Below are 12,983 nucleotides of genomic sequence, written 5' to 3'. Positions count from 1 at the left end.
CTACGCCGACCTGGCCAGGGTGTGGCACGCCGAGCAGACCCTGCGCCGGTTCGTCGACTGGCTGCGCGAGCAGATCCGCGAGCACGGGCTTCCCGACGCCGAGGGGCTGCAGCCCGACGCGCTGCTGCGGATCCTCCATTGGACCGTGCTGGATCCGGCCGCGCGCAAGGACGCCGCCGCACTGGGATCCGTGACCACCCTTCCCGTGTACCGCGAGGCCCTCCGCTAGCCACTCGCGGCCGTTCAACATTCGATAATGCATAGGCGTGTAGGTCTCGGGCGGTGAGCAGCGGTGATGCGTGGGAGTCGTTTCCAGGGCGATGCGGGAAGCGATCGGACGCCTGCGGGAGCGAGTCCCGTCGACGAGGACCGCGGGAACCGTAGGGGGAATGACCGCCCGAGGTCGCAGGGCACCTCACCCCCGCTGTCGCAGGGGAGCTCCATTCCGGCCCGCCGCACCCCGCACAACGCCCTGACAACGCAGGCCAGGGCCCGGTTTTCCACCCGCACAAGGCCCGTTGTGCGGGTCCGAAACATTCTGTTTCCGCTAGGGGTTCGCAGGCGGTGCGGGTGGCCCCTCACCCCGGTAGTGCCGTCGGGCATCTGCGTACGCGTCTCGCCGGGCGTCGAAACGCGTACAGAGCGGCCACCCGCACCGCACCCTCCGCAGCAGGCCACGGCCCGGATCCGATGCGGCGGTGCGGGTGCGGATCCACCCCGACTTATATATGAAACGCAGTGCGCAGGGCCGCTTCGACTTCCACCACGGGCGGGGGCTCGCCGCGCCGTGGACGTGCGGGCCCGGCCCGGCGCTGCCGGGTACACCTGGGTGATGGATGAACCCGTCAGGATCCCCACGCTCGCGGAAATGCCGCGCATCCCGGCCGCGCAGATGGAGGCCGATGCGGACTTCTTCTGCGCCTACGTCGATCTGGTGGGCGCGGTGATCCTCGTCCACGACGACGGGACCGAGGGCGTCTTCATGTCCGTACCGGTCGGCGAGGCGTTCCTCGCCGCCGAGGCCAAGCACGCCGAGCTCGCCGACGCCCGCGCCCGGACGGCGGTCCTCGACGCGGAGAGCATCGTCCTGGGCGCCGAGCTCCGCCGCCTGGAAAAGGAGCAGTACCGCCTCACGCACCCGCTGTGGCACCGCTGCGAAGTACAGCGGCACCGTGGCGCCGCCGGGATGCGCTGAGGCGCATTGACTCGGGATCGATGTATAACCGTATAGATTTTTGATGCGGGGTGGTCGCGGTTACTAATCCCATGCCTGCACCGATAGCGGCCCGCCACCGGAGCTGCGCACCAGTTCCCACACGCCAATCTCAGGTTGGCCTGCGGCGAGCCACACCGAGGCGGCGGCGGCGAAGAGCTCGGGTCGGCACCGGAGGCGGAGGTTCTGCCCGGCCCTGGTGGACAGGAGCATCTCGTCGTTGCTGGTGCGCACGGCCATGGCCTGGGCGATCGGGGAGTACCTGAGCTGGATCTGGGCCTCCTCGCGCGCTTCGGCCTCCGGGAGGGGGTCGTGGTGATGGATGAGGAGGTCGGCCCGATCGCGGGCGCGCACGCTCAGGCAGCGGGCGTCGGCGACGAAGTGGCCGGAGCGGTCGGGCCAGGGGATCTCTTGGGCGGGGAAGCGCCGCCAGGAGACCACACCGCGACCGAACTGGATTTCGCACCGCCAGCTCAGGGTCGGCCGGTACTGGGGGGCCAGGGCCAAGTCATCCAGCTCCTGCACCGTGTCGGGCACGGCCGGAGCAAGGTCGCCGGGCCGGGTCTGTGTGGCGCACAGCGAGCGGACCCGGGCAAGGAGGCGGTCGCCGTCGACGATGAACTCAGGACGTCGCTGCTCACCGGTCGGAGTGTCGATCCAGGCGGCGGTCGCCTGGGCGGTCGGGATCCCGAGGGAGGCAGCGTAGCGGGTCAGCGCGCCCCCGTCGCCGATGACGGCGTCGGCCGCGGCGATCACGGCGCGCGCCGTCGCCTCCCAGTCCTCGCCGGGCCGCGCCACCAGGAGCCCGTTGCCGATGGCGGTCCACATCCACATTTCCAGGCTGTGGTGTCCGCCGGGGAGCAGGCCGGGGTCGGGGGCGACGGCGACGCGGTAGTCGTCCATCGGCAGGTCGGCTAGGAGCCGCTCGGGCAGGGTCGGGTGGAGACTCAGCAGGGAGCGCTCGTCGGCGCCGGAGGCGAGGACGATGAGCTGCTGGTGCGGCTCGACGCCGAGGTCGCGTCGGCGGGCATCGCGGAGCCAGCGGCTCTGCGGCTCCGAGGTGGATGGCGACATGGGCCAATCTTGACAGGCGCCCGAGGCCGCCAAGACCCCGTCCGGATCAAGGGGTCCAGGCTGGGGCCGCCGACAGGGCGTCGACGGTCCCGTCCAGCCGCGAGGGTGCGCGCACCCTCTACTCGTGCAGGTCAGTGGCCGCGCACCCCGGTCTCCCGGGACGGCGAATATGTACATGTACATACCCCCAGGGCCACGATGGTGCGGGAGGCCTCCGCGCGGCCCCAGGTGGCCAGGAGGCGGCCTGCGGAGCCGAACCCCTACGACGGGGCCCGCGCACGCGAAGCGCGGCGGCGACGGGCGGTACAGCGGCTCCCGGGGAGAGAGATATGTCGGGGTGCCGCGGCCGCGGTTACTGGCCCGGCTGACCTGCGCGGACGGCGCGGATCCGCGATCGGCGGGAGCGGGTGGCCGTCCGGGGGCCGTTGACCGGGGGCCAGCTTGCGGGAACTGGCTGCCGGGGGCTTACTGCGCCGCTCACCGGCTCATGCCGAGGTCCGGGCCGTTGTCGTGGCGCGGGGAGCGGTCGTAGCTGGGCGGGTGGATCCGGGTGTACTCCTCGGCCTGGCGCTGCGCCTCGGCGCGCGCCCGTTGCGCGGCGGCGGCTTCGGCTTGGAGTTCGAGCTTGACCGCGGCGATGTCGAGCCGGCCTTCGACGGTGGTGCCGCGCTCGGCGAGCTCGGCGACCAGGCCCTGCCGCCGGGCTTTCGCCTCATCGACGCGGGCGGCCGCGGCTGCGACGGTGGTGCGGGGCACGTCGGGCTCGCGCACGGCCGCCACGTCCTCCTGGACGGCCTGGGCGCGGCGGTCCTCCCAGTGGGTCTCCAGGTCGGTGTGGGCGGCGATGACCTTCGCGGGGTCGGGCCGCCACTCGGTCCCGCCGGTGCCGCGCGGCAGGTCGCGCAGCGCCAGGCCGAGCGCGTCCTGGGCGGCGCCGATCTCGGTACGCAGGCGCCGCTGCTCCTCCTGCGCGGCGTACACGCGGCCGTAGGCGTCCTCGGCGATCTGTCGCTGCTCGCTGCGGCTGGTGCCCTGAAGCCGGAGGCGGAGCGGGTTCTCGGCGGCGCGGGCCTTCGCGGCCTTCGCCTCGGCGTAGCCCTCGGCCTCGGCCTCGCGGAGCTGTCCGAAGCGGTCGATGCGCTCGGTGAGGGTGCGGGCGTGGCCGGCGGCCGCGGCGAGGTGCTCGCGCTGGGCCTCCAGGCGCGCGACGGCCGGACCCTGGCCGTCCTCGGCGTCGGCCCGGTCGAGCCGGGCGCGAGCGAGGTCGCCTGCGTACCAGGTCTCGTACTCGCGGGCGTGCTCCAGGCGCTCCTCGGCGCGCTTGATGGTGCGGGAGGCCTCGACGGCGGCCCGGTACAGCTCGCGGGTGTCCAGGCCCTGCCACGGCCGCACCGCCGCCGCGTCGGCGGCCGCGAGCTCGGGCTCGGGTTCGGCGGGTTCGGTGCCGCCGAAGTGTTCGCGCGCCGCGGCGGCCCGCTCGCGGGCTTCGGCGATCTTGTCGCCGATCGGGCGGTGCGCGTCGGTGCGGCGGCGGTGCTCCAGGAGCCGGGCGTGCTCGGCGAGCCCACTGACGGCGAGACCGTCGGGCTCGGGCCGGTCGAGGTGGTCGAGGTAGGCGTCGACGGCCCGCTTCGCGCGCTCGGTGTCGTCGGCGGGCGCACCGAGGCGGGCGCGGGCGGCGTCGTCCTCCAGGACGTCGGCGGCGAGCCAGACGTCGACGCGTTCACGGTGCCTCGTCAGCACCGAGTAGGCGGCGTGGGCGTCCATGCCGGTCAGGCTGGCGTGGACGGTGTCGGCGGTCTGGCCCTGGGCGCGGTGCCCGGTGAGGGCATAGCCGAGGGTGAGGTCCCCGAACCGCACGTACCGCTCGGACACGGTCTTGGGGACCGGGACGGGCCCGTCGGGGCCGGCCTGGAGGATCTCGACGGTGAGCGTCCCGTCCGGCTCGATGCCGGTGACGACGCCGCGGTGGCCGTTGAGCAGCCCGGCCGAGTAGTCGTTCGCGCGGGCGGCGACGACGTCGCCGACGTGGACGCGGAGCACCCGCCCGCCCTCGATCCGGTAGTCGCGCCCAGCCGTCGGGTCGAGTTCGCCTTCGGCGATCCGGATGGCCTGCGCCGCATCGTTGAGCACCGTCACGTCGGCGTTCGTGGCCGCGATCATCAAGTGCTGGCGCAGCCGCTCGTGCGGGTCCTCGACTGCGCGGACGGTGGCCCACCAGGAGCCGATCATCGCCTCCCACACCCCGTCGAGTCGCGCTTCGGCGTGGACGGCGTCCCGCTCGCCGAGCGCGTCGAAGACCGCGCGCCGGTCCCCCTCGCGCCACCGCGCGAGGGCCGCCACCTCGGTCTCGTGGCGCTGCCTGCGGTTGTCGGTGAGCGTGAGTCCGTCAACGAGCTCGTGGACGTCGGCAAAGGTGCCGCCGACGCCGGGGGAGCGGAGCTGGAGGGGGTCGCCGATGCCGATGATCTGCGTGCCCGACCGGCCCGCGGCCTCGATGAGGCGGGCGGCCTGGCGGTCGTCGACCATGGCGGCCTCGTCGACCACGAGCACGTCGACCCCGGCCAGGCCCGGCCCGGTCTCGATCCGGCCGAGCCACGAGGCGATGGTCATCGACGGGATCCCGGTCTCGGCCTGGAGGTGCCCGGCGGCGATCGCCGCGGTGGACGCCCCGGCGACGACGTGCCCGGCCGCGGCGTGCGCGGAGGCGAGGGCCTCCATGAGGGTCGTCTTGCCGGATCCGGCGACGCCGATGACGGCGTCGACGCCGTGCCCGGCGGTCGCGAGCCGCTCGACCACGGCCCGCTGCTCGGGACTCAAGCGGAACCCGGCGCCGGCCTCGAAGGCATCGATCGCAGCGTCGACGAGCTCGCCGTCGACCACGGCCGCGTTCGTGGCCATGCGCGCCCTGGCGGCGACGAGGATCGTCTGCTCGGCCGCGACGATGTCGACCTGCGTGTACCGCTGCGGGCTGGAGAGGGTGCCGGGCAAGTCGGCGTCCATACGGACCGCGTAGCCGGGGACGGCGAGCACACCGTCGGCCAAGACGTCGAGCGCGGCAAGGTCGGCGACGCCGTGCTCGGCCGCGTCGGCGACGGCAGCCAGGACGTCGGCGCGGCTCACCACCTTGCGGTGCGCGCACAGCCCCGTCTCGGGGTGCCAGACCGCGGCCGCGATCGCCTCCAGGTCCAGGCTGCGGTCCGGCGTCGGGAACGCCGCCTTCAGCGACTTGAACGCCGCGGGGACCTCGGGGACGGCCGCGGCAGCGAGCCGGTCGGGGTCGAACCCCGCCGCCCTCGCTTGACCCCGCCAGTCCTCGCGCAGCTCGGTCAGCGAGGCGTGGTTCTTGCCCTCGCGGGAGGACTCGGCGATCGCGTTGCGCACCGCGGGCGTGAGCGCCTTGTCGGCGGCGTCCTGGAGGGGCGCGATCTGCGCGTGCCGCTTGGAGAACGCCTCGCGCAGCTCGCGCGGGACGGCGGCGACCTCCCAGGCGCCGGTGCGCTCGTCCTGGACCCACGCGATCCCCAGCTCCGTGCTCGTGCGCGCACGGACGCGCGCCTCCAGGAACGCGTTCGCCGCGACCGCGTGGCGGTGGAGGTCGCGGCCACCGGCCCCGAGGGCGGACCAGCGGCCGTCCTTGCCGCGGATCATGTTGGCGATCGTCAGGTGCGCGTGGAGATGCGGGTCGGGCATCGCCCCGCCTGCGGGCCTCGCCGTGTAGTGCGTCATCGACCAGCCGAGCACCCCGGAAGAGGCGATCCGCTCAGCGGTGCGCCCGTCCCCGTGGTGGCCCCGCTGCCCCCACGCCGCCCACTCCTCGACCGCGCCCACGGTCTCCCGCACGCTCTCTCTGAAGATCGCGTCGAGCTGCTGCGCGAGCTCGTCGGGCGCGACCGCCTGCAACACCGAGTACGACTTCGGGACGTCCACCACGAGGTCATAGCCGCGATTCCCGACCGTCACGCGCTTGTTCGCATGCTTGCGGGCCTCGGCAACCTGCTTGGCGCCGTAGACGTCCGCCAGGTTGATCCCGGCGGCCGCGGCAACGCGCGACAGGAGGGCGACGCTCGCACGGTGGCGGTCCTCGTTCTTGGCGACGCCGCGGGCGATCCGCCCGAACTCGGCCGCCCGCCGGGGGTCCTCGAACAGCTCCTTCGGCTCGGTCCCGGCTTCGGCGGCCGCGGCCGCGATCGCGTCGACGAGCGGCTGCGAGGCGAGCTTCGCGCGCGGATCCACGGCCTTCTTCAGCGTCACGAGGGCCTCGCCGGTCGACGGGTCGGCCCCGTCCATAAGCGCCCGCGCCGCGGCCTTCGCCTCCTCGCCTTCCAGGGGCGTCCCCGCCTCGATGCCGACCTCGGCCAGGCCGCCGCCGATCCACTCCAGGACCGTCTGCGACTCGTCCAGGCGGTAGTCGGCCTGCGCGTCGGCAACGACCTCGGCGGCGCACCCGGCCGACTCCGAAAGCCGGTACTCGACCTGCCGCACGTCCGGACCCAGCGTCGTCACCCACGCCATCCACACCCCTCCCGTCCGTCCACAGTGCCTGTTGCCTCGGTGTTGCCCCGGCCGAGGTAACACCCCGCCCGCGCCAGCGGGGTATCGAAGATACCTGAGTGCATTAGAAGTTGATCTTGACAAGGGTGCCGCGGGAAAAGATCTTGCAGACTTTCCGCATGCGGCTATTGACGGCGACTCGGAGACGGGCCTATGGTGGACTCATCGACTTAACGCATGCGGAAAGTCTCGGGAGGACAGCATGACCAACACGACGAAGATGGGCCGGCCGGAGATCGGCGGCAAGATCGAGGCGCGCATCGGCAAGGAGAACGTCGCCGCGCTCGACGCCTGGGCGAAGACCCGCGGGATGAGCCGGGCCGAGGCGATCCGCCACCTGATCCTCACCGGCATGGCCATCGGCGACGGGGCGCGGACCATGGCCACGGTCGGGCTCGCCACGGTCGAGTCGATGTTCCCCGAGGCCGACGCCGACCCTGACCGGATCTATGAGCTCCTGGCCGACGAGGCCGGGGCCTCGGAGCACCGCGCGGAGATCGTCGACGAGGTCGCCTCCGTGGAGGTCAGCGTGATGGCCGCCCGCGGCCACTGGGTGCTCGTGGTCAACCGCGGCCGCGACCTCGACGAGCGCGGCTTCGCCGGGTCCTGGGACCGGGCCTTCCGCGTCTTCACCACCGACACCGCCGCCCGCGAGGGCTTCGCCGAGGCCGTCGTCGACCTCACCGGCGAGTTCTGGCGCGAGGACCTGGACGTGGAGTCGCTGTGGTGCGACTTCGAATACGACATCGACCTGTTCCTCGACCTCGCCGACACCGGGCGGATCCCCCAGGCCGCCATCGACTACGAGGCCGTCCGCGCCGAAGCCCAGTCCTGACCCGCCCCGACCGCATCTGACCTGAGAGGACACCCCCGTGTCGTACCAGCACCACTCCCTCACCCCCGCCGCCCGGGCCCGGCTCCTAGCGCTCGCGCTCGCCGACGACGGCACCGCCTTGACCGCGGTCCCCGTCGACGAGCACACCGTGCGCCTGGAGGAGGCCGGCTACATCGCCTCCGACGGCTACGCCGCGGCCGCGGACCGGATCGGCTCGGCGACCATCGCGACCCGGATCCGCGACGAGGGCTGGCGGTGGATCGTCCACTACCTGGAGTCCGGCCGGTGGCGTCAGGACGGGGCCGCCGCCGAGCGGCCCGGCTGGGAGCAGCTGCTCGCCGCGCTGCGCGCCACCCGCGAGGTGTGGACGCGCCCGGCCCACCCCGTCTGGGTCCGCGGCCGCGAGGCTGGCCGCCACGTCCTGCCCTCCCGCGCGCAGGACGCGAGCCTCCGCGCCCTCGTCGACGACCTCTTCGAGCCCGCCCTGACCGAGGCGCGCCGCGAGGGGATCCGCCGCGGGAAGGCCGGTGACGCCGAGGCCCTGGAGCGCCTCCTGGACCGCGCCCCCAACGCCGCCGAGACCGGCGTCGACGACGCGGGCCGCGGACTCCGCGAGGACGAGGTCGCCCTCGTCTTCGGCGACGTCCCCGTCGACCGCCGCACCTGGCTTGAGCGCGCCGACGAGTACGCCGCCGCTTGGGGCCGGCCGCTGTTCGGCGCGGGCGGCTGGTTCGGCCAGTCCATCGACCTGTTCCTGTAGACCACCCCTGCACCTCCTGGAGGACACCATGACCGCGCCCCAGACCCAGACCCGGTTCCCCGCGCCGCTCCTGCCCGCCGCCGCCGAGCACGCCGACCCCGCGCACCTGGCGGCCGCGGCCGCGCGCCTGGACGCCGACATCGCCCACCTGCGCGACCAGACCCGCGCTGCCGACGCGAAGGCGGCCGCGGCGATGACCGCGGTCGGTCTGATCGCGGCCGCGGCGACCGCGGTCCTGCCGCGCCTGGACGGGCCCGCCCTCGCGGTCGCTGCCGCCGCGCTCGTGCTCGTCGTCGCCGCCGGCGTCAGCCTCGGCGTCGCGATCGTGCCGCGGACGCGGCGCTCCCCCTACCGGCTCGCGCACCAGATCGCCGACCGCGCCCTGCGCCTGGCCGCGCACCCCGTCGACGGCCTCGCCGACCGCGCCGCCGAGGCGTACACGCTCGGCGAGGTCGTCGACCTCAAGCACACGCTCCTGCGCCTCGCGTTCGCCGCCCTCGGCGGGGCCGTGTTCCTCGCCGCGGCCGCGGCCCTCATCACCGCAATCGAGGCCCTCACCTAACCCGCCATGCACGAAGCGGCCCGGACTCCCGTAAGTACGGAAGTCCGGGCCGCTCGGCGTCGGCGTCAGTCCTCGTAGCCGAAGGCGCCGGGGCGAGCGGGTAGGAGCGCTCGACGGGCCGGGGCCGGTGGTGGCCGCGGGGGCACTTCTCCTCGTAGTCGATGCCTGCGCCCTTCATGTCCCACCAGCGGCCGCAGGTCGGGCAGGGGCGTGCGTTCGCGCGCAGGCGCCGGGCCTGGGCCTCGTCGAACTCGCCGCCGCGCTCGCGGCCGCGGTGGTCCTCGCCGTCTGACCTGCACACACCACGGCCCCGGACCGCTCAGCGGTCCGGGGCCGTGGCCGTCACTTGCCGTTAGCAGCAGCAGGGCAGGGTGGCGCTCCAGTTCGGGCAGCTCTGGCAGCGGGCGGGCACCTCGGGTGCAGGAGCGTGCTCAGCCATGGCCCGCCAAACGGCGGCGGTCGCCTCCAGGCGCTCGATGCGCATCTCGCCGCCGTCCGTGGCGACGCTCCTGCCGTAGAAGCGGCGGGCCAGGTACTCCTTCTCCTCGGCCATCTTGAGCAGTTCGGCGCGGTTCTTGCCCCGGGCGAGGTCGCGGGCGGCGGCGCGGACGTCGTCAAGCGCTTCGACGCTGGAGAGGGTGCGGGTCCCGTCGGGCTGGGTGTGGAGGCGGGCCTCGAAGGCGGCGGCCTCGGCCCGGCCGGCGGCGAACTGCTCCTCGACCTCGGCCGCGCACGCTTCCAGGTGTGCGGCCAGGCGCTCTCCGGTGTCGGCGCCGGGGCCAGCCTCGTAGTCCGCCCACAGGCCCTCGGCGGCGTCGCGCACGTCGAGGGCTTCGTGGCTGGTGCCGAAGCGCGGGTGGGGCTGGAGGCCGTCGACGGCGGTCGGGGCGGGGAGGGTCGCGGCCAGGGCCTGGACGCGGGAGCGGGCGTCGACATCGTCGGTGGCGAGGAACTCGACCTGCCACCGGGCCTTCCAGAACCGCAGCCGGGCGTCGATGCGCGCGACCGGCGCCGCCGGGGCCGGGGTGCGCCCGGCGCGCTCGGCGTCGGCGAGGCGGCGCAGAGCTGCGGTGTAGTGGCGGACGTGGATCTCGTGGCGGTCGGAGTAGTAGCCGTTCGCGGTCGACTCGGCGTCGGTGTCGAAGGCGGCCTGGGGGTAGGCGGCGGCGAGGATGGCGGCCTCGGCCGCGTCGGGGGTGTGCTCGGTGACGTGGTGGGCGATCTGGCCGTCCCAGTCGGGCAGTTTGGTAACGATGAGGTGGTTCTCGACAATGCGGTGGAGCGGCCGCTGCGTGTAGGCACTGGTCAGGCACTGCGTGGCTTCGGCCTCGCTGGTCGCGGCCGCGCGCACTTCGATCACGGCCTCCCACAACCGGATCGGTCGGCCGGCGCGGCGGTACTCCCACTCGCGGACGGCTTCGGCACCGTCGCGGTCGAAACCGGTGTAGATGCTGTAGGGGTCGCTCTCGCGGGCGGTGCGCCACTTCGTCTCGGCCTCGCACAGCTCGGCGCGGGCCTCGGCCTCGGTGATGTGGTGCATGGCAGCCCAGGAGGCGACGGCGGCAGGGGTGGGCTCCCAGTCGGGGGCCGCGGCAGTGTCGGTGCCGCGGCGGACGGCGCGCAGCGCCTCGGCGTAGGGCACGCGCTGGGTCCGGGCGTAGGCGCGGGCGCGCTGCTGCTCACCGCGGGAAACAGGTTTGGTGGACTCGGTCATGGTCTCGCTCCTCGGCGGTCCCCATGCGACCGCGGACAGCGAGGCTCATCGAGCCAGAGAGTCGGCGGTGAAACGTGTCTGCGCCCGGTGTTCGCTTGGCCCTGGTCGACGCGGCCGCATGGGTGCCGCATCTGAGGCGCGGGCGCGACACGTGCGCCCGGATCCGATGGTAGAGGCCGGCCCCGACAGTGCGGGGCCGGCCTCGGTTGCGCTACTTCTTGCCGGGGACCGGCACGTAGATGGTGGTGCTGTTGCCCTGGGTGATGACGATCGTGGGACGCTGGGTCTGCTGCGCCATAGCGGCACTCCTTCGGGAGGTACCGGGCCCGGCCGTTCGTGTCTGCAAACTCGCTGGTCGGGTCCGGTGTGGCTGGACTCATCGGCGGCCGGGAGCCACCCCGGCCGGACGCGGAGCGGGGCTGGCGGCCCCGCCTCGCGTTTCGCCTACTCCTCGTCCTGCCGCTCAGGCGCGATCGCGCCGAGCTCGACGAGGCGGCGGCGCATCTGCTCCCCCTGGTCTCGCATGTTCTGGGCGAACCAGACCGCGACCGGGAGCGAGGAGGCGCCGGTCGCCTGCTCGCGCTCCAGGGCCCGATTGAGGGTGTCGAGGGAGCGGGCGAGGACGTCGCCGTAGCCCGCGGCGACGGCCGCGCGCTGCTCGGTGATGGTGCGCCACGGGTCGGCGGCGGTGGTGTCGGTGCTGTCCACGGCGGGCCTCCTACCGGGTCAAGGCGTACATGAGCAGGGCGATCACGAGGACTGCGGCGCACACGAGGATCACGGTCCGCTGGGTGCGGAGCTGCGCGAGGTCGTCCAGGGCGTTGTCGCGGCCGTTCGCGGTGGCCTCCAGGAGCGCGTCGCTGGCCTCAGTGGATTCCTTGAGCTGCTTCTTGGCAAGGTCGCGCTCGAAGGCGCGGTCGGCCACGTCATCGGCGAGGCCGTCGCACTTCTCCTGCAACCGCTCGATCTCGGCGCCCGCGGCCGCGAGGTCGGCGGTCCGCTGGTCGAGCTGCCTGGCGGCAGCGGTGAAGTTGCCGAGCTGGGTCACGAGCTCCTCGCGGGCGATGTCGCGTTCGCCGCGGACGGTCTCCAGCTCGCCGCGGATCCCGTCGACGAGGGCGAGCACGCCCTCCCCGGCCGCGGAGATGTCCTTCGCGGCGCGGTCCAGGCGCTCGTTCTGCTCGGCGACGGTCTCCTTGGTGCGGGCGGTGAGCGTGCGCGTCGACCAGGAGTAGCGGTAGTCCTCGACGTCGCCGATCTGCCATCCCTCGGTGCTGATGCCCGCCGTGGCCGCGACGTCCTGGTAGTGGGTGGCGAGGTCGAAGCCGGTGACCTCGCCGATCGAGCGGCGCATGTCGTCCCAGTGGTGCTCCTGGAGGCGCGCGAGGCCTCCGGCGGCGCCGTCGAAGTCGGCGGCGGCCCCCAGCAGGGTGTCCTGGAGGTCGTGCAGGGCCATCCGGGAGGCGCGCCAGGTGCCGTCGGCGAGGCCATCGAACGCGCCGTACACCGCGGTGAGCGCCTGCTCGGTGGACGTCCAGGTCTGCCAGGCGGTGTCGGCGTCGGTGAGGTAGTCGCGCGCCGCCGCGGTGAACTGCGCGCCCGCCCACGAGGCGAGCATCGCGTTGTAGAGGTCGCTGACGCCCTCGTACAGCGCGCCGTCCAGGTCGTAGAGGCCCTCGGGGCGCTCGGGCCTGGGCTCGGTGCCGGTGAAGGGCGTGAACGCGTACGCGGCGCGGTGGGCGCCGGGGCGGTAGGGGTGGGGCTCGATGGTGAACCGTGTGACGTGCGGGTGGCGGAACGACTCGGGGAGGGCGGCGAGGGCGTCGGGATCGGCGGCGGGGCTCGTGCTGGTCATCGGGTACCTTTCGGAAGCTGGATCTTGGTCTGCACAGGTCGGGATCGGCGTTGTTAGGCGGCCCGGCCGAGGAGCGAACTCGGCCGGGCCGCGCGCGTTCACAGGTAGCGGCGGAACGAGGGCACCTTTGCGACGGCGGCCTCGATGATGCTCAGGTGGTCGAACCCGGTGCGGCGGGCGCCGGAGAGCACGCCCTCGACGTCGACCCACTCCGCGGCCGCGGCGTCGTCGGCGGCGACCGGCTCGATGCCGACGGGCAGGAGCACCACGAACGCCTTGGTGACGTAGTCGCCTCTCGGGTCGCGGCCGGGGGCGTCGAAGGTGCCGACCTCGACCAGGGCGTCGGGGGCCTGGACGCCGGTCTCCTCTCCGAGCTCGCGCCAGGCGGCGGCCTCGGCGGTCTCCCCCTCATCGAC

12 protein-coding genes are annotated in these 12,983 nt (G+C 73.9%); 5 read left to right on the top strand and 7 right to left on the bottom strand.

Annotated elements, in window-relative coordinates:
* Both WA640_RS28585 and WA640_RS28580 read left to right on the top strand, forming a co-directional pair.
* Positions 1 to 229, top strand: a 229-nt coding sequence (locus tag WA640_RS28585) for a hypothetical protein (protein ID WP_335992357.1), incomplete at its 5' end; no start/stop codon positions are given.
* A 603-nt stretch (positions 230 to 832) separates the two neighbouring features.
* Positions 833 to 1,195: a hypothetical protein gene (locus WA640_RS28580; protein ID WP_335992356.1), complete on the top strand. Its 363-nt coding sequence runs from the start codon at positions 833 to 835 to the stop codon at positions 1,193 to 1,195.
* A gap of 63 nt (positions 1,196 to 1,258) precedes the next feature.
* On the opposite strand, the gene WA640_RS28575 is transcribed toward WA640_RS28580, so the two are convergent.
* A complete protein-coding gene (locus WA640_RS28575) occupies positions 1,259 to 2,287 on the bottom strand; it encodes a hypothetical protein (protein WP_335992354.1) in 1,029 nt (342 codons plus the stop codon).
* 477 nt (positions 2,288 to 2,764) lie between these two features.
* Positions 2,765 to 6,802: a MobF family relaxase gene (gene mobF, locus WA640_RS28570; protein WP_335992352.1), complete on the bottom strand. Its 4,038-nt coding sequence runs from the start codon at positions 6,800 to 6,802 to the stop codon at positions 2,765 to 2,767.
* A gap of 241 nt (positions 6,803 to 7,043) precedes the next feature.
* Here mobF and WA640_RS28565 point away from each other — a divergent pair, with 241 nt between their 5' ends.
* Genes WA640_RS28565 through WA640_RS28555 form a run of 3 tightly spaced genes read left to right on the top strand, consistent with a single transcriptional unit; the run spans position 7,044 to position 8,998 of the window.
* Positions 7,044 to 7,676, top strand: a complete 633-nt coding sequence (locus tag WA640_RS28565; protein ID WP_335992350.1) for a hypothetical protein — start codon at positions 7,044 to 7,046, stop codon at positions 7,674 to 7,676.
* 37 nt (positions 7,677 to 7,713) lie between these two features.
* A complete protein-coding gene (locus WA640_RS28560; protein WP_335992348.1) occupies positions 7,714 to 8,436 on the top strand; it encodes a hypothetical protein in 723 nt (240 codons plus the stop codon).
* A gap of 28 nt (positions 8,437 to 8,464) precedes the next feature.
* Complete coding sequence (locus WA640_RS28555) at positions 8,465 to 8,998, top strand: hypothetical protein (protein WP_335992346.1); 534 nt, start codon at positions 8,465 to 8,467, stop codon at positions 8,996 to 8,998.
* On the opposite strand, the gene WA640_RS28550 is transcribed toward WA640_RS28555, so the two are convergent.
* From WA640_RS28550 to WA640_RS28530, 5 genes are all read right to left on the bottom strand, one after another.
* On the bottom strand, positions 8,991 to 9,299 hold the full coding sequence (locus WA640_RS28550) for a hypothetical protein (RefSeq protein WP_335992345.1): 309 nt from the start codon (positions 9,297 to 9,299) through the stop codon (positions 8,991 to 8,993). The two genes, WA640_RS28555 and WA640_RS28550, sit on opposite strands and share 8 nt — an antisense overlap.
* A 51-nt stretch (positions 9,300 to 9,350) precedes the next feature.
* Positions 9,351 to 10,712 (bottom strand): hypothetical protein, encoded by a 1,362-nt coding sequence (locus WA640_RS28545; protein WP_335992343.1) that lies wholly within the window; start codon positions 10,710 to 10,712, stop codon positions 9,351 to 9,353.
* 444 nt (positions 10,713 to 11,156) lie between these two features.
* On the bottom strand, positions 11,157 to 11,420 hold the full coding sequence (locus WA640_RS28540; RefSeq protein ID WP_335992341.1) for a hypothetical protein: 264 nt from the start codon (positions 11,418 to 11,420) through the stop codon (positions 11,157 to 11,159).
* A 10-nt stretch (positions 11,421 to 11,430) separates the two neighbouring features.
* The gene (locus WA640_RS28535) at positions 11,431 to 12,567 is read right to left on the bottom strand and encodes a hypothetical protein (protein ID WP_335992339.1); all 1,137 of its coding nucleotides are present in this window, start codon (positions 12,565 to 12,567) and stop codon (positions 11,431 to 11,433) included.
* 98 nt (positions 12,568 to 12,665) lie between these two features.
* Positions 12,666 to 12,983: NUDIX domain-containing protein (locus WA640_RS28530; RefSeq protein ID WP_335992337.1), on the bottom strand; the 318-nt coding region annotated here is incomplete at its 5' end.

The sequence above is a fragment of the Glycomyces sp. MUSA5-2 genome, from assembly GCF_037034145.1.
Classification (GTDB): domain Bacteria; phylum Actinomycetota; class Actinomycetes; order Mycobacteriales; family Micromonosporaceae; genus Glycomyces; species Glycomyces artemisiae.
This window is presented reverse-complemented; position numbering and strand designations above follow the sequence as displayed.

Excerpts from the sequence above, each read along its gene's own strand:
- WA640_RS28580 (WP_335992356.1), top strand. The coding sequence starts at position 833 with ATGGATGAACCCGTCAGGATCCCCACGCTCGCGGAAATGCCGCGCATC.
- WA640_RS28565 (WP_335992350.1), top strand. The coding sequence starts at position 7,044 with ATGACCAACACGACGAAGATGGGCCGGCCGGAGATCGGCGGCAAGATC.
- WA640_RS28545 (WP_335992343.1), bottom strand. The coding sequence starts at position 10,712 with ATGACCGAGTCCACCAAACCTGTTTCCCGCGGTGAGCAGCAGCGCGCC.
- mobF (WP_335992352.1), bottom strand. The coding sequence starts at position 6,802 with ATGGCGTGGGTGACGACGCTGGGTCCGGACGTGCGGCAGGTCGAGTAC.
- WA640_RS28575 (WP_335992354.1), bottom strand. The coding sequence starts at position 2,287 with ATGTCGCCATCCACCTCGGAGCCGCAGAGCCGCTGGCTCCGCGATGCC.
- WA640_RS28555 (WP_335992346.1), top strand. The coding sequence starts at position 8,465 with ATGACCGCGCCCCAGACCCAGACCCGGTTCCCCGCGCCGCTCCTGCCC.
- WA640_RS28535 (WP_335992339.1), bottom strand. The coding sequence starts at position 12,567 with ATGACCAGCACGAGCCCCGCCGCCGATCCCGACGCCCTCGCCGCCCTC.